This is a genomic window from Methanococcoides burtonii DSM 6242, from assembly GCF_000013725.1.
GTDB lineage: Archaea > Halobacteriota > Methanosarcinia > Methanosarcinales > Methanosarcinaceae > Methanococcoides > Methanococcoides burtonii.
Window position 1 is genome coordinate 2,144,494 of record NC_007955.1, and the last position, 21,318, is coordinate 2,165,811.

The window sequence follows — 21,318 nt, forward strand, 5'->3', positions numbered from 1 at the left end:
ATATTATGCGTGGCGTGGTATAACAATAGAAAAACGAACAAAGGTTGTGGTGGTACGATCTTTGGTGGTGGCCGATATTGTCGGAAACCAAAGTGGGCTTTGTGGTGAAGCTCACTTACATCCCCTCTTGATAATGTTCTTTTTTCGAATTATTTAATTCAAAAACCCGAATTTGACAGTTTATAAAAATTAATGTTAATTTATGTGGTGTTTTGCTTATTTTCCATCAATATTTGCCCAATCTGTAACTAAAATAAGAATATATCACAAATTATAGTTTTTAGGCTCTGTAGAAATCCTCTTTTCTAACTCCAACTAAGCCACTCATTTTTATAATAAGAAGTCCCCTGTGATTGTTCTCCAACTAAAACACAAGAGAATGAATGTGTTTGTTCCAAATTATAAATCTGGAACTCCCATTAGATCTACGATTTAATAGCTTGTCTAACAAGTACTTAAAATTTATCGATATAGCATTACAAATAACAAGATATTCACGCTTTCCACTTTATAGCTGTAGATATTCAAAACGAACTTACACACAAAATCAGCTATTGACACTGATTTTGTTTAAGGAATATTTAGGTGAAGATTATAGGGATTTTGTTGATTTCGTAGAACTTATGGATTCTGTCCAATCAAAGATTGAACTAAACAAGGTACCGCATTATACTACACTTCAAAAATTTGTAACTCGTACATATTCTGTTGTTTTGGATTCGATCTTTAAAAGAACACTTGACCTATTTTATAAAAATAGAGACTCAATTGATATTACTGCAATTGATTCCACTGGGTTCACAAGTGGTTATTGTAGCAATTATTATTCCTGGCGAATTAAAAAGTGGAGGCGAAGTTATGTAAAGACCAGCATTTCGGTTGATGTTAGTAAATTTGTAATCACTGGTTACAAGATTTCTGGAAAACCAGTTCATGATGCAAAACATGCAAGTGCGACAAGAAGCTAAAACATGAATTGCGGCAACGCTATCCCTTCCATTTGGGATAATCCTACTATGATATGCGTCAATGGTAACGTTGGGGTGTAAAGCTCATAGGACAATGTGGAGAAATTCGGAAGTCTAATCTGAATCATCTGCTAGGATAAGGTGCGACAAGAAGTTATAACATGAATTGCGGCAACGCTATCCCTTCCATTTGGGTTAATCCTACTATGACACGCGCCAATGGTAACGTTGGGGTATGAAGCTCATAGGACAATGTGGAGAATCTCGAAAGTCTAATTCGAAACATCCACTAGGATAAGAACACTAAGAAGAAACGAAAGTTGAACCATTGTAAGAATCGTAAAGCAGAACAAGCGAAATTAGATTGATTACGCTTGAACCAAAAGGTACAGAATCCGACCATTATGGCTCTTATCACATTATGGGAAATGGACACATGATTCTCGGTTTATAGATGGCTTCTAAGGTCTTCGCAATTATTCATGTTATAGAACTTGGTAAGCCCTATATGTTCCCTTCGGGGTAGGAATCCTGCAAAGAATGACGATGACATAGAGGGTAGAGGAAAGGAGTAGAAAGCGAATGACAAACTGTAATGGTGTGTATAAGGGTTCAAAATTTGCCCTAATCCGAAAGGATGCAGACTTACTCTATGGTATCAAAACGTAAGAAGGAAGGTATGACCTATGAATGTAAGCTATTCAAATACATCAAAAGATGAAGCAAAAACACTGTTTAGTGGACATGCTGAACTTAACGATGAGAAACTTACAGACATGTAACACATGTTAATAGGCTACAAGTCAGGATTACGAAGGCAGTTATTGAAGAAAATTGGAATTTGCAATTAATTCCAAAAACAATAACTGTTGCCTGAAAAGGTTATGAGATGCTTGAGCTGTATGAAAGAAAACTTTCACGTACAGTTCTTAGGCGAGAAAGAGGGAGTAATCCCTCTGACTTAGCCGACAATACTAAGAAGAACGTAAAAGTGAACCATTGTAAGAATCGTGAATTGCAACAAGCGAAACTAGATTGATACGCTTGAACTAAAAAGGTATAGAATCAGACTATAATGGTTTTGCATACATTATAGGAAATGGACATATGATTCTCGGTTTATAGATGGCTTCTAAGGTATTCGCAATTATTCATGTTATAGAACTTGGTAAGCCCTATATGTTCCCTTCGGGGTAGGAATTCCGTAAGGAAGGACAATGACATAGAGGGTAAAGGAAAGGAGTAGAAAGCGAATGATAATTTGTAATGAATTATATAGGGGTTCAGAATTTGCCCTAATCCGAAAGGATGCAGACTTACTCTATGGTATCAAAACGTATGAATGAAGGTATAACTATGAATGTAAGAATTTCAAATACACCAAATAATGAAGCAGAAGCCCTTAGTGGTCATGCTGAATTAAATGGTGAGAAGCTTACAGATATGCTCAACTGGAATTTCATCAATTGGAGTTCCGTTGAATCACATGTTAATAGAATACAAGTCAGAATTACGAAAGCAGTTATTAACAAAAATTGGAATTTAGTAAAAAAACTAAGTTATTTGCTAACCCATTCTCACTATGCTAAACTGTTAGCTGTCAGAAAGGTTATTCGAAATAAGGGTAGAAGAACAGCAGGAATCGATGGAGAATTCTGGTCAACACCAGTTTCCAAAGTGAATGCGGCTCGAAGTCTATCTGATAAAAGATATAAGGCAAAACCATTAAAAAGAATCTTTATTGAGAAATATGGTTCTGATAAGAAGCGACCTTTAGGTATCCCGACCATGTACGATAGAGCTATGCAAGCATTATATGCATTAGCACTTGACCCCATTGCAGAAGTAACAGCAGATAAACGTTCTTTTGGATTCAGAAAATTCAGAAGTACACATGATGCTTGCAGTCAAATTTTTGGAACAATAAGCAAAAAGGATTCTGCACAATGTATACTGGAAGGCGATATTAAAGGTTGTTTCGACAACATCAGTCACCAATGGTTAATTGACAATATCCCAATGGATAAATCAATTCTTAAACAATTCCTCAAAGCAGGATTTGTTTATGAAAATTCTCTATTTCCAACGAAAGCAGGAACACCACAAGGCGGTATTATATCACCAATATTAGCCAACATGACCTTAGATGGAATTGAAGGTGTATTGGCTGACAAATATCATCGAGGTGTAAGCGGTAAAATAACAACTCGTCAACGTGCAAAACACAAAGTTAATTTTGTGCGATACGCAGATGATTTTATTGTTACTGCAAAGACTAAAGAAATAGCAGAAGAAGCAAAAGAATTGATTAAGAATTTCCTAACGGATAGAGGTTTAGAACTATCTGATGAAAAAACCCTTATTACTCACATCGATGATGGTTTTGACTTTTTAGGTTGGAATGTCAGAAAATACAAAGGAAAACTTCTCATAAAACCGTCTAAGAAATCTATCAAGAAAGTAACTGAAAAAATCAGTAATACTATCAAAGATGGAAAAACTTGGACACAAGAAGATTTAATCTCTAAACTTAACCCTATCATAACTGGATGGTCAAATTATCATCAAGGAGTGGCTTCCAAAGAAACATTCTCCTTAATTGATTTTAAGATATGGAATATACTTTGGAAATGGGCTAAGAGAAGACACCCCATGAAATCAAGAACTTGGATTGCACACAAATACTGGCATCCCAAAGGAACGAGGAAATGGGTATTTTCAACAATGAAAAACCAACTTAAATTAATGTCAGATAAAATGATAGTTCGAAACCCACAAATAAAACTGGATAAGAACCCTTACACTGACACCGAATACTTTGTTGAACGCAAGCTCAATCAAGGTTCTAAAAAGTTATTAGGAAAGTTTAAAACCGTATGGAAGAATCAAAAAGGCAAATGTCCGTTTTGTAATCTATTGATTGACATTAACAACGGTGGAGAGGAACGCCCTTTACATCATAAAAATGGAAATCATGACGATAATGGAATAACAAACTTAGTTTATGCACATGTATATTGTCATAGACAATATCATGCAAATAATCCAAAAATAACTGTTGCCCGACAAGGGTTAAGAGATGCTTGAGCTGTGTGAGGTGAAAGTCTCACGCACGGTTCTTAGGCGAGAAAGAGGGAGTAATCTCTCTGACTTAGCCGACAGACATTGCTATCGCAATGTCATCACAATAGGAGATCAAGATATTATATAATGGATAAAGCCTATGATTCTGAAAAATACACGAATTGACGAGGGAAAAACTTGGATCAATAGCAATTGTTCCATTGAGACAACGTGAATGAAAGCGAATCAAAGAAAGATATCGTAAGAAAATGTCACGGGAATTCGATAGCAAGATATACTCTATGCGGAATTTGAGTGAAACGATGTTCTCGGTTTTGAAAAGAAAGTATGGAGAAAACTTGCGTGCGAGAAAGTATAGAAATCAAGTAAAAGAAGTGAAGTTCAAAGTAATATTGCACAATCTTGACAGATTTGTCAAGACTGTGTTTTTAGTTTGGATGAGGATTTCTACAGAGCCAGTTTTTACATAACATTAATGGATCTCTTCAACATCGAGTGGGTAACTAAATTTATTTATATCTACCTTTCAATCGTTATGGAATTCAAAGAACTAATGCAAATCACAATCGAATGAGCAAAAACACCACATCACAATTAAAGGATTGTGCAGGGAGATGATCTAGAATCGTGAACATTTGCTTGCAGGACGTTAAAATTACCCACACGATGTTAATGAGAACTACATTAATTAATATAACTTTTTAACTTAGTATCAACTGTCAAATTCTAAAAAGCTAATAAATAGAACTGTCAAACGTGGGCATAAATGTTGCTAGCTTGGATTTTGTGTAGTTTCATTGCCATTGTTTATCATTCGTTGTATTCACTTCTGTTCTCTTTAATTTTCACGTTTGAACATCTGGTAAATCATAATGATGATTATAATCACTCTTCAAAATCATTCAATAAGTTAATATACAATTAGGAAGTAGCGTAAATTAGTGTACAATAGGCACGATTGAATTGACCCTGTGGTGTTATTGTACAAGAAAAACGATTTGGTTTGCGTCATTCATATGCACCGGACCAGGGGGCACATTGTGCCCCCATCATCCCCTCTACTTTTCTTAAATAATTAAGCACCAATAGCGATTAGAATACTTATTCTGACCAAGATCATCTCAAAAAAGAAATGTGGCAGTATCTTCAGATCTTTTCTGCCGGTGGTGCAGTGTTCAATTTCACGTATTTAACACCCTTAAGTGCCATTAATCTCTCGTCCATCTCCTTAATGAGTTCTCCTTCCCCGTCAAAGATAATGACCTCAAGGCAGTTATCATGGTCAAGATGGATATGTACTGAGGACTTGATAAGGTCCGAATAATCATGCTGGATATCCGCAACAGCATTTGATAGCCCTCTTTTTGTATGGTCGTAGATAATAGTAATAGTTCCTACGCGCCTTCCCCTTATGTCGCTCATCCATTCATACTGATTGATGTAGGTGCGTATCGAATCCCGGATGCCTTCTGAACGTGAGGAATATCCTCTGCCCTCTATGATAGAATCAAATTTATTCAAAAGATTATCTGGAAGTGAGACGCCTATTCTCATTAGTTCCTGTTCCATTATTTCACCTGTACTGAAATGGACATAAAAGGTAATAACATTTTGTACTATTTTTATTATTTTGGTTGTTATTTCATCTCGAAAAACGCACTAGAGTATATATTTATATTTAAGTGTGGCATATAGTATCCATAATTACAAATATAGACCATCCATATTTGGGGACCAAATTCATGAAAACGGAAGAACTTTACTCAGGCAAAGCAAAGACCATCTATAAGACTGAAAACCCGAATGAGCTTATCTCAGAGTTCAGGGACAGCCTCACCGCGTTTGATGGGAAGAAGAAAAGTGAAGCAACTAACAAGGGTTACTACAATGCTCAGATCTCAAAGAAGATCTTCGAAATGCTCGAAGAAGAAGGAATTAAAACACACTATCTTGGCATGGTATCTGGCAACGAGATGCTCGTAAAGAAAGTTGATATAATTCTCATCGAAGTAATTCCAAGGAACATCGCAGCAGGTTCTATCACTCGCAAATATCCTGTTGAAGAAGGTACGGTCTTCAAAGAGCCTGTTCTTGTATTCGATTACAAGAGCGATGAATTCGGGGATCCTATGATCAATGATGATATTGCAGTTGTAATGGGCATTGCTACCCGTGAAGAGATCGATTTCATTCGTAGTATGGCATTGAAGATCAATGCTATCCTCAAGAGCTACCTTGAGAGCAATGGTTTCCTGCTTCCTGACTTCAAACTTGAGTTCGGTAGAGTGGACGGTGAGATCGTCCTTGCTGACGAGATCTCCTGTGATACCTGCAGGTTCTGGGATGTTGAGACCGGAGAATCTATGGACAAGGACCTGTTCAGGTTCGATAAGGGTGACCTTTCAAAAGCATATGAAAAAGTTGCACGCAGACTTGTCCCTGAAATATTCGAGGAGTAAATGGATAAATATGATGTTATTGTGGTCGGAGCCGGTGTGACCGGTCTTCTGGCTGCACTTACATTATCAAAGCACGGCAAAAAAGTGCTGGTGCTTGAAAAACAGGATGTTGTGGGGGGAAATTGTAACAGTTACTCCGTGGATGGTTATCAGGTGGATACTGGTCCGCATGCCATCACCCATCTTGCGGAAGGTCCGCTCAGACGACTTATGGACAATTATTTTGATTACCAGCCGGTATTCGAGAACTACGGACAGTATTATATAAGGACCGAGGAACGTTTCGTAAAAGTTCCCTCAACGATCAAAGAATTCGTCACATTTGACGTTTTTCCCAAACTTGACCGTCTTGCAATCACTCAGGCCATCACAAAGTCTCTCACAATGGCTTCCTTTGGCATCGATCTCTCAGACCAATCGGTCTATGATTCCCTTCCTGCAAATCTCTCAAAGGACACTTACGACTTCGCAAATGCTATATCCTACTTCCTTTCCGGACGTTGTATGAAAGAGACATCTGCACAGAGGGTACTGGCAGGAAGCAGTTTTGTAAGGGATAGTGTGACCCAGGAACAGTTCGAAGAGATTATCAAACAGGAATCCACTCCCCGAACCGAATCCATACTTCAGTCTGTCCTTCCATCCAATCTCCATCTCTCACTTCATTCAAGGATAAACCTATCCTGCCTCGGAAGACTTGCTTCCAACAAGGTCAGTCTTTCACAGGGATATCCGCGAAAAGGTCTAAAATCCCTGCTCAATGCAATTCTTTATTCTCTTCCTTCGACCGTGGAGATAAAGACCGGATGTGAAGTGCATAAGATATTCACTGATAAAGGAAAAGCATGGGGTGTCGAAGCGGACAATACCTACAGTGCTGATCTTGTTATATACACAGGATTTGCAACATCTCTCCCTTTTCTGGTCGAAGATCTTCCGGCATCTTATAAAGAGCAGCTTGATGGCATTGTTCACTCTAAAAGTCTCACATTATGGCTTGGCCTTGACAGAATGATGGACGAGTTCAAATATGTAGGCTCAGAGATCTGGTTCAAGGGCACCCCTTACTGGGCGATGCCAACAAGCAATTATGACCCTTCCCTTGCACCTAAAGGGAAGCAGCTAGTAGGTTTTGCTTTCTTCATGGATGAGGGCAATGATGAGTCCAGGGATATAAAGAACGCCTATGAAACGATCTTCCGCGCAATTCCAAACATCGAGGATCGCATAGAAATGAAACATCAGCAGGTCATTATTCCTGAAAAGGCTGCAGTGACGCTCAACGGTAAATTTGCCGATATCCGCACTCCGGTAAAGGGTCTTTATGTTGCAGGGACGGATACCGATAAACGCAGCATGGGGGTTACCAGGGCTGCATATTCTATACTTGAAATGTTAAAAGTGTTGAACGAGGACGGTAATCTTCACTGATCACCGTCTGATTATCATTGTTCTTAGCCTGTCGGCTGCATGTTCTGTCTTATCTGCAATGTCTGCAATAGTTCTGACAAGTTCGATAAGATAGAACACTCCGACAGCACCAAGTTCCTTTTCATGAGCATATATGTCTTTGACAAGTTTTTTCTCTATAAGGTCTGTGATATGCTCCATCTCTTCTATCTGTGGAACAAGGGCCAAGGTCTCTTCGACATCTCGTTTGCTAAAAGATGTTTCAAGGAGTTCACTCAACGAATCTACCAGTTTTTCATATATTTCCACTGTTTTCAATGTCTCTGTACTTAGTTGACATAGCTGGTCCTTTATCCCCTCAGGCATGTCACATTGTCTCAGGGAAAGCATATATGCAGCTTCCTGTGCCACATCAGCAATTGAGTCCTGTGGTTTTAAAAAGTTCAGTAGGTCCTCTGCGTTCACAGGCAGCATTATCGACGATGAAAGCTGCCCTCTTATCGTCTGTTTGATAATATCCGCTTCATGTTCTATGTTGTCGATCTCATGGCTAAGTTCTTCAACAAGGGGCATATTGATGCAATATGCATTGACTGCCTGATCGAGCTTTCTTACCGTCTCCACGCCCTTTGATGCGTGCAGGCAAAGTGGCTTAAAAGGTGATTTCGCAAATACGTTTAGTACCGAACGAATGTATTCCCTTTTCATTATAATCCAACTCCTCTTAATCCCAGGAATATAAGTGCTGATGTTACTGCTGCTATTGGCACAGTGATTATCCATGACATGGCTATCTTTCCGATAACACTAAGATCAACTGCAGCAAGACCGCCTGCAAGTCCGACCCCTATCACAGAACCAACCAGTGTATGTGTTGTAGAGATCGGTAGTGAACTGTAACTATGGAGGACAACAACAGATGCTGTAGCTAATTCCGCAGAGAATCCCCTTGTAGGTGTCAGTTCAGTTATCTTTGTACCTATGGTCTCTATAACACGGTATCCCCATGTAGCAAGTCCGATTACCATTCCGATACCACCGACCATTAAGACCCATGCGGGTATTGTCAGGTCTGCGAATCCGAGGGCGTTAAGTCCTGCGTAGAGTGGTCCGACAGCGTTTGCCACATCGTTAGAACCATGTGCGAATGCAATAAAACATGCAGTACCTATCTGAAGTATCACAAATTTCTTTTCTATATTATATGGATTGTCTGTCTTCTGTAATAACGTCAGCCGTATGATCGTGAATATAATGTATGCGAGGACGGCACCCAATATGGGTGAGACCACCCAGCTGCCCACGATCTTTGTGAGTACTATCCAGTTGATATCGCTATATGTGATAATTCCCTGATATGCGGACACAAGTCCGAAACCAAGTACTGATCCCACAATTGAGTGTGTGGTGGAGACCGGCAGGTTATAAAATGTAGCGAAAGTGATCCAGAATCCGGCTGCAAGGATCGCTGCCAGCATTCCCACTGCTACAAGGTTCGGATCTAACAGCTTAATACTGTCAATAGGTACGATCCCTTTTGCAATGGTCGATGTGACCTTCTTTCCAAAAAAGACAGCACCAACGAATTCGAAGACACCTGCCACAAGTATTACCTGTTTCAGTGAAAGAGCTCCACTTCCTACTGAAGTTCCCATTGCATTAGCAAGATCGTTCGCTCCGATATTCCAGGCCATGTAGAGGCCTGCGAGTACCAAAAGAACCACAACTGGATTTAATAGGTCGATCATATTTCCTTCCTTTATCAAGTCTTAAAGCTGATAATGTCACACATGTGATAAATGTATCAATCATTATTTGTTGCTGCGGAAATAATCTCTTCACGTGCCTTTTTTGCATCCTCGTCCTCGGGGTCCAGCTCGATCAGCATATCGTATGTCTTAATGGCATCATTGTAATTATCTTCCTGTACACAGAGCTCGGCAGCATTTGATAGGATGGCTTTTGCTTCCTGTTTGTGACCAAGCTTGTAAAGCAGTTTACCCCTTGTTCTCCACATGTCGATGTTAGCGACATCGAGCTCAAGAGCATTCTCGATCGCTCCGAGTGCTTTCTCGTATGGCTCAGTGTTCCTGCTAACAAGGGCCTTTAACTCCCACATTTCGGCTGCCGAATGGAAACATTCTATCGCTTCCTTTGCCTGCCCAAGCTTCCTGTGAGCAATACCTGTAAAGAAGATCGGTTCGACGAAGTCTTCTGTCAGTTCCATTGTTTTCTCAAAAGTTGAAATGGCAGCACCATATCTTTCAGATTCGAGAAGCAACATTCCCTTACTGTACCACACATGTTCAATGCTCGGATCTATCTCTAACGAGTGTTCAAATTCCTCAATACCCTCTTGCGCCCTTCCCATTTCCGCAAGGATTCCGCCTTTCAGGAAATAGCTTTCAGCATCTTTGGGTGCTATCTCTGTGATATTCGTAAATATCTCAAGTGCGCCCTCAAGGTCATCCTTGATGGCAAGGATATTACCTTTCAATTTGAGCGCATCGATATCTTCTCCAAGGGCCAATGCCTCATTGGTCGTCGCAAGGGCGTCATCATAGAGGTGAAGGCCGGTGAGTATCCGCGCTTTGATGAGCAGGGCATGCGTTGGGTCGGGCGCATGTTTGATCGCCTGTTCCACAACTTCCAGTGCCTGATCGAGGTGGCTTTCCCTGCACAATGACATTACTTTGTTTATCAGAAAATCTGCCAGTTCTTGAGGGGACATATCACTTTTAGGTTCGGACATAATCACCAATTGTGCAATACCATTTTAATGTCTTGCGGAGGATTTAGAAAAAAGAGTCCAGTGTTCTCTGGAATCGAATGTCTGAAAGCATCTTTGCCTTTGCCTTCCATTGCTTCGAAGGCGTTCTCACTCGCGTTGCCATGTCATCCAGTGCTTCTTCAATGGTCTCGAACGTTCGTGGTATGGAAGACAATGCATTTCTGGCAGCCTCGCGGACCACCCATACCCCGAGCGGTGCCCAGTATTCAGGCGTTATTTCCCGTATCATAAATACTGATGCCTGTCTTTGTATCTTCTCAAGATGTTCCAGAGCGGCTATACGTGCGGCATAATATCCTCCGGCAAGGTTCGAATATCCCTTTTTACCGTTAATGTCCTCCATGTCCTGCCCTATCCATGAAGAATCTCCTGACCAGACCGAGCTTTTCATCCATATCTCGAGCAGCTCGTAAGAATATCTGCGGGGGGTCATGAGTATCTCAAAATAGTTCCCGAAACATCCTCCGCTGAACACTGATATCTCACTGATAAGGGGTAGGTCTATCACACGGTCGGTGATGTCCTTCCCGACCATGTCATCTGTGGCGGTAATTGCCCAGCGGGTAGGTACAAGTTTCCGTTCCTGTCCCAACAAGCCTATGGAAAGCAATCTTGTAATATGTTCAGTGGGGATATCCCCTTTAAAAAGTTCACACACAGCATCCTTTGCAAGAGCATCTGTGTCGTATGCAAGATGATCTACTTTTTTCGGGACCTTGGGATTCTCTGCAATATCAAAGTCCTTCATGGTCCCGGAAGGGCCCATGGGAGTTAGTACACTGTCAAACTTCAGGTCTTGTTGCAATGGTTTGGTGAACCATGCTTCTGTATCGATGGGTGATTTTGACAGTGCGAGTTCCTGTGATTTTTCCAGAAGCTTATCCGGTCTGTTCGCATTTTTCACATCTATGGTCGTATTTGCCCGGACTAGCTGGCATCTGGCAGATATGATGTCCTGGATATCCATCGAAAGCCAATGCTTAGGGTCTTCCAGTGCCATTGCATCCTTAGCATCCACCTGTGGCGGGATCATTGGTCCGGCCTTGACCTGTGGGTAACCGTATCTTCCCACAAAGACTGCTGGCGGGGAAGCACCAAAAATAGAACCATCTGAAGATATCGAAGTTGTGGTCTTTTCGGCAGACCTGAACTTCTCAAGAATTGGACACAGGGGTCTTCCGCAAAGCCCTTTTCCTTTACATTGGATGCATAGACTTTTGCTCAATTATCATCATCTTTACATAGTATGCAATATTCTGCTTCCGGTGCATTTTTGAACAACCAGCCTGAACGCTGTACGAACTTGCAGACATTGCACATACCCGCGTTCATGGCCTTTGCAGGCATCTCATTGACAAGATCTGTGGCAAATTTCCTGATCTCTTCATTGGTCTCTTCTGAAAAACCGACTTCTGCACCCCTTTTTTCACTCACGTATTGGGATACAGCAGCCCGTGATAATCCGAGAATGTCTGCTACTTGTTGCTGTGTACATCCGTGTTCGATCATCATGGAACGCGCAAGTCCGGCTCTTATTGCCGGCAAAACTCTCTGAACCATTATCTCGCAGGTAGGTTTCATATTATTATATCCTTCACTCGTCCTATTTGATTTCTTTGGCAGTATTGATGACCGGCATCTCTGCACTCGGACGGACGTTCATAATTCAAAAAAAGGACCTGTGATCAATACCAGCAATGGTATGGCCACGGACCGTCCATTATTATTGTTTAAAAAACAATCAACAGGGCTATCTGACAGTCCTGCTTTTTGAAGTCAACTTCAGTCTTTGATCTGCTCAGGAGAGAATCCTTTCTTTACAAGAACGGCTTTCATGCGACTCAGATGGTTGCCTTGTAATTCTACGGCACTGCCCTTCACAGTTCCTCCGCATGCAAACTTAGATTTTAGGTATGTTGATAGTTCGTGGAGGTCGATCTCATTGGCATCGAATCCTTCTACTACTGTAACTTCTTTACCATATCTTCGTCTATTCACTTTCACTGTAATTCTCTGTTGCTCCTTTGCCACTTCTTCACAGATACATAGCTCTGATGGCAAACCGCAAACCGGGCACATTTCTGAACTCATCTTCTAGTATTTCCTCCGCAAAATTATTGCGTTATAGTAATAAATTATTATTCTGTATGCTATTTATAAATAGTAAACAGACATCTTTTATGTATCCCACTATGCTATTAAAATCTAATGGTGATGTCATCTCATCAGATGTCGATTATGCAAAAAGCATGTTCCAGCAAGCTAAAGGCCTTATGTTCAGACGTTCGGTCCACGATAGCTATGCTATGGTCTTCATCTTTTCCTCTCTCAGGAAAATATCTCTTCACATGCTGTTTGTTCCGTTTCCTATCGATGTCCTTTTTCTCAATGAAGATAAAATAATCGTCAAGACCACCCATCTCAGACCATGGATAGGCATTGCCGACTCTGGTGAAAAGATACGGTATGTTATAGAGCTACCATCAGGTGCTATCTCCTCCAATGGCCTCAAGGTTGGTGACCATCTTCTCTTCGATGAAACTTGAATTTCGTTCTCGTTGGAAATCTTTATCTAATCGATGGTTTATTTAAGCCTAGATCATACTCCTTATATAATGAGGCGCACAAATGTTACCTGAAAATGACCTGAAGATCATAACAGAAGAGATGGGCAGAGAACCAAACCTTGTTGAACAGGGATGCTTTTTGAATCTTTGGAGCGAACACTGTTCCTACCGTTCCAGTGCTCCCCTGCTGAAAACCTTTACCACCGTGGGAGATCGTGTTATCATAGGTCCTGGTGACGATGCAGCGATCATCCGCTTTGGAGAAGGCTGGGTACTTGCTATTGGAATGGAAAGCCATAACCATCCTTCATATGTTGATCCTTATAATGGTTCAGCAACAGGTGTCGGCGGAATTGTGCGCGATATCATTTCTATGGGTGCTCGTCCGATCGCACTCATGGACCCGTTGTATTTCGGTCCTTTGAACACCCCTAAGAACCTCTATCTTTTCGAGCACATAATTGAAGGTATCGCAGGCTATGGTAATTGTATTGGCGTTCCCGTTGTCAGAGGCGAAACATATTTCGATGAATCCTACAGTGGAAACCCTCTGGTGAACGTTGTTTGTGTAGGTCTGGCACGCGAAGAGAACATAGTGACCGCATGTGCACAGAAAGCAGGCAACAAGCTTGTCCTCATAGGTTCTACCACAGGCCGTGACGGTCTTGGCGGAGCATCCTTCGCATCCCGCGACCTTTCCGAAGAAGCTGAAGCAGAAGACCGTCCCAGTATACAGATCGGTGATCCATTCACCGAAAAGCTTGCGATCGAAGCAACACTGGAAGCTATCGGTGCAGGCTATGTTCTCTCATGCAGGGACCTTGGTGCAGCAGGTCTTGCAGGTGCAAGCTCTGAAATGGCATCAAAGGGTAAACTCGGTATGCGTCTTGAAGCTGACAAAGTTATCCTCAGGGAAGACGGCATGACCCCTTACGAGATCATGATCGCCGAATCTCAGGAACGCATACTGATGGAAGTCGAACCTGAGAATGTCGATGCTGTCCTCGCGATAGGAAAGAAGTATGATCTCCATGCAAGCATGATAGGTGAACTTACAGAACGTCTCTATTATACTGTTGAGTTCGAAGGTGAAATGGTAGCTGACATTCCGGTAATGCTTCTCACCGAAGGTGCGCCAACGTTCGAAAGGCCATCCACTGCTCCTCCAGAGCGTGAGATCGGTGAGAAACCAGACCTTCCTGCAGATATGAAGAAGGTCGTTCTTGATATCCTCTCCTCCCACAACATCGCATCAAAAGAATGGATCTATCGCCAGTATGACCACGAAGTACAGGTACGTACCGTGGAAAAACCCGGCTCTGATGCAGCAGTTCTTCGAATAGGCGATGGAAAGGGACTTGCCATGTCATGCGGATGCAATCCGCGTCACACACTTCTTGATCCATACGAAGGAGGAAAAGGCACACTCATCGAGAATAGTATGAACCTTGCAGTAAAAGGCGCTGAAGGTATTGCACTCGTGGATTGCCTGAACTTCGGAAATCCTGAAAGACCTGACATCTACTGGCAGTTCAAACAGGCCATCCTCGGTCTTGGTGACGCTGCAAGAAGCCTGTCCATTCCGGTGGTCGGAGGGAACGTTTCTCTTTACAACGAAAGCGGAGAATACGGCACTGCCATCGCACCAACACCTTCCATTGGTCTTATCGGTATCACAGGTGAACTCGAAACAGTCCCTCAAAGCCACTTTGCAGGGGAGGGCAACACCATCATCCTCGTGGGCAACACCCTTGATGAAATGGGTGGCTCGGAATATTACAACATGGTCGGGCTAAGGCTCAACGGTAATGTGCCAAAGGTAACCGATGAGTCCGTAAAGGTCGTTGAAACGCTCATCAATGTGGTGAGGGATGGAAATGTAGTGGCTGCTCACGATGTATCTGCCGGTGGTCTTGCTGTGGCCCTTTCTGAGATGTGTGACTCTATCGGTGCAGAGATCGATCTGACCTCCGTAGGCGACAATCTGCGTGCTGATGATGTCCTTTTCTCCGAATCCCACGCAAGAGCAATTCTTGTAACATCCTCTCCTGAAAAGGTAAAAGAAATGCTTGCCGATGTACCTCATACTGTCATTGGAACAGTAGGTGGCAACAACCTGAGCATAAAAGGAAATGGATTTGATCTCTCCCTCTCCCTTGAGGAGATATCAGATGCAAGAGCATCTCTTACAAAAATGATGATGGAATAATTTTCCATCTCCCTCTTTTTATTTTAAAACTTTATGTTGAAGTTCTCTTTTTGTAAACGGTCATAATTTTTATTACCGACCTTAAGTAATTTAACGATGCGTACGTATTTATAAAACAAGTCTTATAATATATATTAACCTTTGTTTGACAGAGTATGATAATTATAACAGTATCTTTTCAGAAAAAGTATTGCAGCGACACAATATAATTGGAGAAATGTCATCAACATATATTTTTAAAAATCTATATGATAAATTAAATTGTATGCAAAAAACAGTCACTTGATGTCCATTTTCACATAATAACATATATATTTCTGTCAAATTAGGCTATTAAGTATTATCCTGCTTTTTCACCATAAACCCTGCTTGCAATTACACTTTTACTTATCACAATAATATTTGCTATCAATGGCATATCCAGTTCTATAGTATCTGTGAATTTTTCAGGATTGGAAAAGCAACGTAAGTCTAAGTGTCGATCTTGTCAGTTCATTTATTAATAATCATCTTAGCATGTTGAGCCTGCTAAATTCCGATTCTGCCAAATGGGGAAATGTCGTAATCGGTGCAAAATTGAATGGATATTACCTCGATTTGCTCGTTAAGGATGCTGGAATAGGTATGTCTTCAAAAGACATTGACCGCTTGTTCACTTTATTTGTGCAACTGGATTCTTCAAACACAAAGAAATATGGGGAACAGGTATTGGTCTTACGTTAGTGAAGAAATTTTTAGAACTACAAGGCGGGAGATTCAATGCTGACAGTGAACTCAAGAAGGGTAATATCTTTACCGTAACTTTGTCTATGGGAAGGGATGTAGTATCGACTATATGTAATGATGGGCTATGGATAAATCCTCAATATTCGGACACTAATCCAATTTAAAAATATTATGGGATGTACTGCATGATGTTGGAATCGAATCCCACTTTCAGTCTAAATATGTTGATTTTGATAGGTTTTCTACAGAGCCATATTTTTATAAATTTCATGTGTATTCTTGGTTGCATCTTAAATAATGGACTTATTCGCAACAAAAACAAGTCCTAAACTCACGTTTTCTACCCGACTGGCCTTAATATAGCGATCATCCACTCCGATCTTCTTTCCACTGTGCCATTTTCCAGAGATATGGAGTTGATCATTTTTAGAAATAATACATATTCCGGGATAAACAACGATCACTGCTTTACCATTGAGATCAGCGGAAAAGATACTTTCATATTTTCCATCGATACCACCAAATACAATCAAAAAATATATGCCGATAAATGTGGTCGCCTTCTGACATATTCGTGAATCTGTTAGGGCTTGCGAATCGAATTTCTTTTGTTCGGAAGTGTATTTGTCTTGATTCATTTATCTTCGGAACCCCCTGAGATCGCTTTATAGAGTGAGTTGTAAATTTCGCCAATTACAATAACAATCGGTATAATTATGATACTTGATCCGAGCAGTGTAATTATTGAATTAACTGCTCTTCCAATGTCGGTTTGAGGAACTATATCCCCATATCCTATAGTTGTGAGCGTTGTAATGGCCCAGTAAATACTATCTGGTATGTTGGCAAACCCGCCAGTTCTTCCTTCAATAAAGTACATCAGAACACCTGATATTATTGTTAAACTCAGAAGAGTAAATATGAATAAAACTATTTTTCGGAAACTTTCATGTAAAACTCGCGTAAAGGGACTGCTGTGCATTTGATCAAACTCCCCTAATTATTTTCACACTATTTATTCACTGGTCCGAATTGCTATAATTCCGCCAATCGTAAGTAATAGTCCAGGGAGCATCCACATCCAGAAGAATAGAGCAATTCCAAGTATGCCGGATGCTAACATTAATTTGCCACCTTTTTTCTTGTCCGTTTTAGCAACAATTCCTCCGGCAATTCCTATCAATCCCAATATTAGTGTCACTGTGCCAAATCCCATCATTACCACGAAAGGATCCGAAATTCCGAAAACTTCAGAAGTGCCATACATCATGGTTCCCCCGCCTGGCCAGATATTGATTATAGCTACATAAAATATGACAGCTGCTATGATGACTCCAATAGAGCCACCGGCGATTCCAAATATTGTTTCAGTTTTTTTGCTCACGGTATTCTCTCCTGGTTATCCTGTATCCTGACCAGGAAGTAATACATAATTGCACCTATAAAATTCAGGACAATTAGCACAATCGACCAGATCAATTTCTCATGCTTTCCTTTGTGGGGAAAATCCTCTGTGTTCCTTTGGAGACAGTCACATAACATGAATATACAGAAAAGAATGACTATTGCAATTATTCCCCATAATAGCTGACCGATATAAAATGTGTATACTAGTATTGCAATTAGTATCATAAGTCCAGCGACTGTCCATTCGGATTTTATTTTGTTCACTTTATCCTCCCCCTTATTTTTTAATTTTACATGTATCTTAGTTTGCATTCTGTTTTTAGTCAGTCCCTATCATGCTATAAAGATATTTTTTTAATGTCTTGTGCATCTGAAAATAAAAGAGTACTGTAAAAATCAGGGTCATTTGCAGCACTAAATATCCACGCATTCCATAATCAGGAATTAGCATACTCATGGATAGAAGTCCGAGACCTATAATGGTCGAAAAACTTACTGAATAGATGAGTGCTGTCTTTCTTGCTCCATATTTAACGGCGATTTTTCCCCAACCTTTCATCCCAACAACAAAATCCATTATTTTAAGAGGTTCGTTGAGATCGGTTTTCTCCAATTCCTTTAAGAATCGTTTCTCCTGGATTTTTGAGATCATCGGGTATTTTACTACTGAAAGTAGGAATACAGCTAACATGAGTATGGTTATACACAGGAGAGATTGCTCTAGGAATAAAAGTAGCGTTATCAAGGTCAGCAAAAAACTGAATATTGTTGGTAAGAGACTTGTTTTATTTTTTCTGTATGCAATCGCATTGTAAACAGTCATAAAAGCAAAGAAAACAATTCCCAATATAAAGATGATTTCTATCAAAATTAACCCCCTCTAATCCCATCATAGTCATAACATTTCAGTGCTTTTTATTGGTGGCATTGAAGAACGCATCTTCTAATGATAGTGAATTTTCTATCAGCTTGAAAACGTTTCCACCATTCTCAACAATTAACTTGTTAATCTCTGGTTTGACATCTCCTTTGGAATTAACAAATATTTCCAAAACATGTTCAGATTTCAATTCAGTTTTAACTACAAACTCCAAACTCTCAATTAAATTTATTATTTTTGGAGCTAGGTTATAAAGCCCCACAGTAATAACGCCGTTGGATTCAAAATGACGAATTTCTTCAATTTTGTTCTCTGCAATTATTTTTCCTTTATCCAGTATTCCGACATGAGTACATATTTCTTGTATTTCTAGCAGATTATGAGATGAAATGAATATTGTAATCCCGCTGTTGTTGCATTCGCAAAGTAGCTCCCTGATTTGTCGAATTCCAACCGGATCGAGTCCATTTGTAGGCTCATCTAGAATCAATATTTTGGGGTTATTCAAAAGAGCCTGAGCAATTCCAAGGCGCTTTTTCATACCATGGGAAAAATAAATCACCTGTTTGTGCTTTTCCTTTTCCAAGCCAACCTTTTCCAATAAAGCATTGGACTGCACCAAGGCCTCCTTTTTGCTTAAACCTTTTAATCTTCCATAATAGATCATATGACTTAATGCATTTCTATCATCATAAAAATTTGAATCCTGAGGGACTAAACCCATAATCTTTTTAATTTCCCTTGATTCACTATCCATATCCATACCATCTACAATTATCTTCCCATCCGTAGGTGTCAAAAGACCGGATAATAATTTTATCGTAGTCGTTTTACCAGCACCATTCTTCCCTAAAAATCCATAGATACTCTCTTTTTCCACATTTAGAGAGATATTTTCCAAAACAAACTGAGACCCATATTTTTTATGTAGACCTCTTGTTGAGATAATATTAGAAATTATAAATCCCTCCTTTTGAGAGCAGCTAAGCTCATTGATAAAAATGCTGTTGTGTATATTAACATTGCAAAAATACTTTTTAATACTTCAGTATATTCAATTTCATCAGGGAATCCGCTCAGAATTCCCATATTTTTAACCCCATAAAAATAAGGCGTGAGATATTTTAAATAATTGTCATCACCCTGAAGAAAAATGAAAACAAGGCTACCCAGAAATACAAACGCCATTGTCAACGAGGTTTTATTGTTTTTTGAAAGAGTTGAAACGAATATAAATATACTTATAAAGCATCCCAAATAAAGACTCGAAAATACCCACCACATAATACTTTTTTCTAATTGGAGTCCATTACCTGAAAAATATATATATATCTGGCCTATAACTGCAACTACAAATGCAGCAGATGTAAATACAATGAACAAAGCAAAAAATTTGCCTAATATAAATGATGTGCGATCAATTTTTGAGATGATATATCTTATTGAACCGGTTTCCATTTCATTACTTATGGAATCAAAAGATGTTACCAGAATCATAAAAGGCCCAATAACTAACACTACAAAATAAAGAATAAGATGGTATGTAAGATTATTCATACTGTTTGGGAATAAAGATAGTATGGATGCACTATAATGTATCGCCAAGAAACAAAGAAAGATAAAAGTTCCGCCAAAAAACAAATATTTGTTTTTTGAACCTCTTAATATCTCATCTTCTCCAACAATCCGTGTTTTTGAAAAATCCATAACGTTTCAATCCTGCTTATCTGTTTTCATATTATATGTGACAAATGCACTAATTGATCCAATGATTGAATAGAAAATAGTCATTATCAGTATGAAGCCAAGAAATACACCGGTAACTCCTCCACCATATCCAAGTATAGTCTTACCTTCGAGGGTAAATAGGAATGTTGTGACCCATCCAATTAAATTGTATGTAAATATTGAAATAACTGCATATTTGACGGGAGTTTTGTCTGCTATTTTGCCAATGATTATGCCTACAAGTATCGCACCAACAATTCCTCCATATGTTGGATCTATCTCTAAAAGACTAAAAATGCCGAATAATATCATCCCAAATAGTATTCCTGTTAACAATACTTTTTCAGTTTTCATTGTATCGCTCCTTTAAAATTAAAAAAAATACTGGTGTTGAAACACCAGCAATAGTCTTAAAGTTAGGAATACTGATCTATGAAGTTTTGTGCTGCATTCAGTAAATCGACCAACTCGTTGTACAACCAACTGGCAATCTGCGAGCCCCAGTAATTTAATATTTGCCATATTATGGATACGGCTTCTGAAAGGTAATCCAAACCGTTGGTTATATTGTCATTTCTGAATTCTTCAGCAGCATCAGTTAGTTTATCTTGAGCTTGGCCTATTCTATTGTCATCGATAACCTGATCTAAAGCCCAAAGTGCTGCAAGCAATCCGTCACAAATTGCTTCACCTGTAGTTCCTACTACTGATAGTGGTGTTATTTCACCGTCATCAGCCATTTTTAGTTCATTTACTACATCTTGTGCTGGCTGTGCACTCACGGCCGGTGCAAACGCCATGCTCACCAGCAGCATTGCTGTTAGCAGCGCACCTATTCCAGATTTTATATTGATTTTCATTCTTTCTTTACCTCTTTGATTTATTTAAACCAAAGGCAAAGCTATGTTTATATAGTGTAAACTGCAAACTTAACCTTACCTTTGGGTATACGTGGAGTTCTGGTTGGTTACCAATTATCTGAACTCCACATTCTAAATGATACATTATACTAGTTCTATTTATAATTGGTGACCGTGATTTGCGAATATAGACTTTTATTTTAGATAAAAGAAGTATTTATCATAATAT

At 39.8% G+C, this 21,318-nt stretch carries 21 protein-coding genes and 2 pseudogenes; 7 read left to right on the forward strand and 16 right to left on the reverse strand.

The window, feature by feature from the left end; genetic code table 11:
• Positions 1-440 precede the first annotated feature (440 nt).
• The 3 genes and pseudogenes from MBUR_RS14195 to MBUR_RS13565 form a co-directional block, all read left to right on the forward strand.
• A pseudogene (locus MBUR_RS14195) lies at positions 441-965 on the forward strand (IS5/IS1182 family transposase); the annotation flags it as partial.
• A gap of 1,359 nt (positions 966-2,324) precedes the next feature.
• Positions 2,325-4,055 (forward strand): group II intron reverse transcriptase/maturase, encoded by a 1,731-nt coding sequence (gene ltrA, locus MBUR_RS10545; RefSeq protein ID WP_048063657.1) that lies wholly within the window; start codon positions 2,325-2,327, stop codon positions 4,053-4,055.
• Between the two features lie 72 nt (positions 4,056-4,127).
• Positions 4,128-4,522, forward strand: a pseudogene (locus MBUR_RS13565) (transposase); the annotation flags it as partial.
• 676 nt (positions 4,523-5,198) lie between these two features.
• Here MBUR_RS13565 and nikR read toward each other — a convergent pair.
• Positions 5,199-5,621 carry a nickel-responsive transcriptional regulator NikR gene (gene nikR / locus MBUR_RS10550; protein WP_011500057.1) on the reverse strand — a complete coding sequence of 141 codons (423 nt, stop codon included), beginning with the start codon at positions 5,619-5,621 and terminating at the stop codon, positions 5,199-5,201.
• Positions 5,622-5,794: 173 nt separating this feature from the next.
• Here nikR and purC point away from each other — a divergent pair, with 173 nt between their 5' ends.
• Both purC and MBUR_RS10560 read left to right on the forward strand, forming a co-directional pair.
• Complete coding sequence (gene purC / locus MBUR_RS10555; RefSeq protein WP_011500058.1) at positions 5,795-6,511, forward strand: phosphoribosylaminoimidazolesuccinocarboxamide synthase; 717 nt, start codon at positions 5,795-5,797, stop codon at positions 6,509-6,511.
• The gene (locus MBUR_RS10560) at positions 6,512-7,942 is read left to right on the forward strand and encodes a phytoene desaturase family protein (protein WP_011500059.1); all 1,431 of its coding nucleotides are present in this window, start codon (positions 6,512-6,514) and stop codon (positions 7,940-7,942) included.
• Here MBUR_RS10560 and MBUR_RS10565 read toward each other — a convergent pair whose 3' ends face one another.
• The 6 genes from MBUR_RS10565 to yciH all read right to left on the reverse strand — a co-directional run bounded on the left by MBUR_RS10565 (position 7,943) and on the right by yciH (position 12,803).
• Entirely contained in the window at positions 7,943-8,629 is a 687-nt protein-coding gene (locus tag MBUR_RS10565) for a TIGR00153 family protein (protein WP_011500060.1), read from the reverse strand.
• Positions 8,629-9,669, reverse strand: coding sequence for an inorganic phosphate transporter (locus MBUR_RS10570; RefSeq protein WP_011500061.1), 1,041 nt, complete (start codon positions 9,667-9,669; stop codon positions 8,629-8,631). Before MBUR_RS10570 ends, MBUR_RS10565 begins: the two co-directional genes overlap by 1 nt.
• A gap of 56 nt (positions 9,670-9,725) precedes the next feature.
• Positions 9,726-10,673 (reverse strand): tetratricopeptide repeat protein, encoded by a 948-nt coding sequence (locus MBUR_RS10575; RefSeq protein ID WP_011500062.1) that lies wholly within the window; start codon positions 10,671-10,673, stop codon positions 9,726-9,728.
• A 43-nt stretch (positions 10,674-10,716) separates the two neighbouring features.
• Entirely contained in the window at positions 10,717-11,937 is a 1,221-nt protein-coding gene (locus tag MBUR_RS10580; RefSeq protein WP_011500063.1) for an Nre family DNA repair protein, read from the reverse strand.
• Positions 11,934-12,293, reverse strand: coding sequence for a transcriptional regulator (locus MBUR_RS10585; RefSeq protein ID WP_011500064.1), 360 nt, complete (start codon positions 12,291-12,293; stop codon positions 11,934-11,936). The genes MBUR_RS10580 and MBUR_RS10585 overlap by 4 nt, the downstream gene beginning before the upstream one ends.
• Before the next feature lie 201 nt (positions 12,294-12,494).
• Positions 12,495-12,803 carry a stress response translation initiation inhibitor YciH gene (yciH, locus tag MBUR_RS10590; RefSeq protein ID WP_011500065.1) on the reverse strand — a complete coding sequence of 103 codons (309 nt, stop codon included), beginning with the start codon at positions 12,801-12,803 and terminating at the stop codon, positions 12,495-12,497.
• Between the two features lie 101 nt (positions 12,804-12,904).
• Here yciH and MBUR_RS10595 point away from each other — a divergent pair, with 101 nt between their 5' ends.
• Complete coding sequence (locus tag MBUR_RS10595) at positions 12,905-13,258, forward strand: DUF192 domain-containing protein (protein ID WP_011500066.1); 354 nt, start codon at positions 12,905-12,907, stop codon at positions 13,256-13,258.
• A gap of 82 nt (positions 13,259-13,340) precedes the next feature.
• Positions 13,341-15,488, forward strand: a complete 2,148-nt coding sequence (gene purL, locus MBUR_RS10600) for a phosphoribosylformylglycinamidine synthase subunit PurL (RefSeq protein WP_011500067.1) — start codon at positions 13,341-13,343, stop codon at positions 15,486-15,488.
• A gap of 1,016 nt (positions 15,489-16,504) precedes the next feature.
• Here purL and MBUR_RS10610 read toward each other — a convergent pair.
• From MBUR_RS10610 to MBUR_RS10650, 9 genes are all read right to left on the reverse strand, one after another.
• The gene (locus MBUR_RS10610) at positions 16,505-16,852 is read right to left on the reverse strand and encodes a hypothetical protein (protein ID WP_011500069.1); all 348 of its coding nucleotides are present in this window, start codon (positions 16,850-16,852) and stop codon (positions 16,505-16,507) included.
• Positions 16,849-17,196, reverse strand: a complete 348-nt coding sequence (locus MBUR_RS10615; protein WP_011500070.1) for a potassium channel family protein — start codon at positions 17,194-17,196, stop codon at positions 16,849-16,851. The genes MBUR_RS10610 and MBUR_RS10615 overlap by 4 nt, the downstream gene beginning before the upstream one ends.
• Positions 17,197-17,229: 33 nt before the next feature.
• Positions 17,230-17,598, reverse strand: coding sequence for a DUF4064 domain-containing protein (locus MBUR_RS13130; protein ID WP_011500071.1), 369 nt, complete (start codon positions 17,596-17,598; stop codon positions 17,230-17,232).
• Positions 17,595-17,933, reverse strand: a complete 339-nt coding sequence (locus MBUR_RS10625) for a PLDc N-terminal domain-containing protein (protein WP_011500072.1) — start codon at positions 17,931-17,933, stop codon at positions 17,595-17,597. The genes MBUR_RS13130 and MBUR_RS10625 overlap by 4 nt, the downstream gene beginning before the upstream one ends.
• Before the next feature lie 7 nt (positions 17,934-17,940).
• Positions 17,941-18,489 carry a hypothetical protein gene (locus MBUR_RS10630; RefSeq protein WP_011500073.1) on the reverse strand — a complete coding sequence of 183 codons (549 nt, stop codon included), beginning with the start codon at positions 18,487-18,489 and terminating at the stop codon, positions 17,941-17,943.
• Between the two features lie 37 nt (positions 18,490-18,526).
• On the reverse strand, positions 18,527-19,402 hold the full coding sequence (locus MBUR_RS10635; RefSeq protein ID WP_011500074.1) for an ABC transporter ATP-binding protein: 876 nt from the start codon (positions 19,400-19,402) through the stop codon (positions 18,527-18,529).
• A gap of 56 nt (positions 19,403-19,458) precedes the next feature.
• Complete coding sequence (locus tag MBUR_RS10640; protein ID WP_011500075.1) at positions 19,459-20,208, reverse strand: ABC transporter permease; 750 nt, start codon at positions 20,206-20,208, stop codon at positions 19,459-19,461.
• Between the two features lie 6 nt (positions 20,209-20,214).
• Positions 20,215-20,583: a hypothetical protein gene (locus MBUR_RS10645; RefSeq protein ID WP_011500076.1), complete on the reverse strand. Its 369-nt coding sequence runs from the start codon at positions 20,581-20,583 to the stop codon at positions 20,215-20,217.
• A 62-nt stretch (positions 20,584-20,645) separates the two neighbouring features.
• Positions 20,646-21,089, reverse strand: a complete 444-nt coding sequence (locus MBUR_RS10650) for a hypothetical protein (RefSeq protein ID WP_011500077.1) — start codon at positions 21,087-21,089, stop codon at positions 20,646-20,648.
• Between the last annotated feature and the right edge of the window lie 229 nt (positions 21,090-21,318).

What these genes read in the sequence shown, in the direction of transcription:
- ltrA (WP_048063657.1), top strand. Translation starts at nt 2,325, where the DNA reads ATGAATGTAAGAATTTCAAATACACCAAATAATGAAGCAGAAGCCCTT.
- nikR (WP_011500057.1), bottom strand. Translation starts at nt 5,621, where the DNA reads ATGGAACAGGAACTAATGAGAATAGGCGTCTCACTTCCAGATAATCTT.
- purC (WP_011500058.1), top strand. Translation starts at nt 5,795, where the DNA reads ATGAAAACGGAAGAACTTTACTCAGGCAAAGCAAAGACCATCTATAAG.
- MBUR_RS10560 (WP_011500059.1), top strand. Translation starts at nt 6,512, where the DNA reads ATGGATAAATATGATGTTATTGTGGTCGGAGCCGGTGTGACCGGTCTT.
- MBUR_RS10565 (WP_011500060.1), bottom strand. Translation starts at nt 8,629, where the DNA reads ATGAAAAGGGAATACATTCGTTCGGTACTAAACGTATTTGCGAAATCA.
- MBUR_RS10570 (WP_011500061.1), bottom strand. Translation starts at nt 9,669, where the DNA reads ATGATCGACCTATTAAATCCAGTTGTGGTTCTTTTGGTACTCGCAGGC.
- MBUR_RS10575 (WP_011500062.1), bottom strand. Translation starts at nt 10,673, where the DNA reads ATGTCCGAACCTAAAAGTGATATGTCCCCTCAAGAACTGGCAGATTTT.
- MBUR_RS10585 (WP_011500064.1), bottom strand. Translation starts at nt 12,293, where the DNA reads ATGAAACCTACCTGCGAGATAATGGTTCAGAGAGTTTTGCCGGCAATA.
- yciH (WP_011500065.1), bottom strand. Translation starts at nt 12,803, where the DNA reads ATGAGTTCAGAAATGTGCCCGGTTTGCGGTTTGCCATCAGAGCTATGT.
- MBUR_RS10595 (WP_011500066.1), top strand. Translation starts at nt 12,905, where the DNA reads ATGCTATTAAAATCTAATGGTGATGTCATCTCATCAGATGTCGATTAT.
- purL (WP_011500067.1), top strand. Translation starts at nt 13,341, where the DNA reads ATGTTACCTGAAAATGACCTGAAGATCATAACAGAAGAGATGGGCAGA.
- MBUR_RS10610 (WP_011500069.1), bottom strand. Translation starts at nt 16,852, where the DNA reads ATGAATCAAGACAAATACACTTCCGAACAAAAGAAATTCGATTCGCAA.
- MBUR_RS10615 (WP_011500070.1), bottom strand. Translation starts at nt 17,196, where the DNA reads ATGCACAGCAGTCCCTTTACGCGAGTTTTACATGAAAGTTTCCGAAAA.
- MBUR_RS10625 (WP_011500072.1), bottom strand. Translation starts at nt 17,933, where the DNA reads ATGCAAACTAAGATACATGTAAAATTAAAAAATAAGGGGGAGGATAAA.
- MBUR_RS10640 (WP_011500075.1), bottom strand. Translation starts at nt 20,208, where the DNA reads ATGGATTTTTCAAAAACACGGATTGTTGGAGAAGATGAGATATTAAGA.
- MBUR_RS10645 (WP_011500076.1), bottom strand. Translation starts at nt 20,583, where the DNA reads ATGAAAACTGAAAAAGTATTGTTAACAGGAATACTATTTGGGATGATA.
- MBUR_RS10650 (WP_011500077.1), bottom strand. Translation starts at nt 21,089, where the DNA reads ATGAAAATCAATATAAAATCTGGAATAGGTGCGCTGCTAACAGCAATG.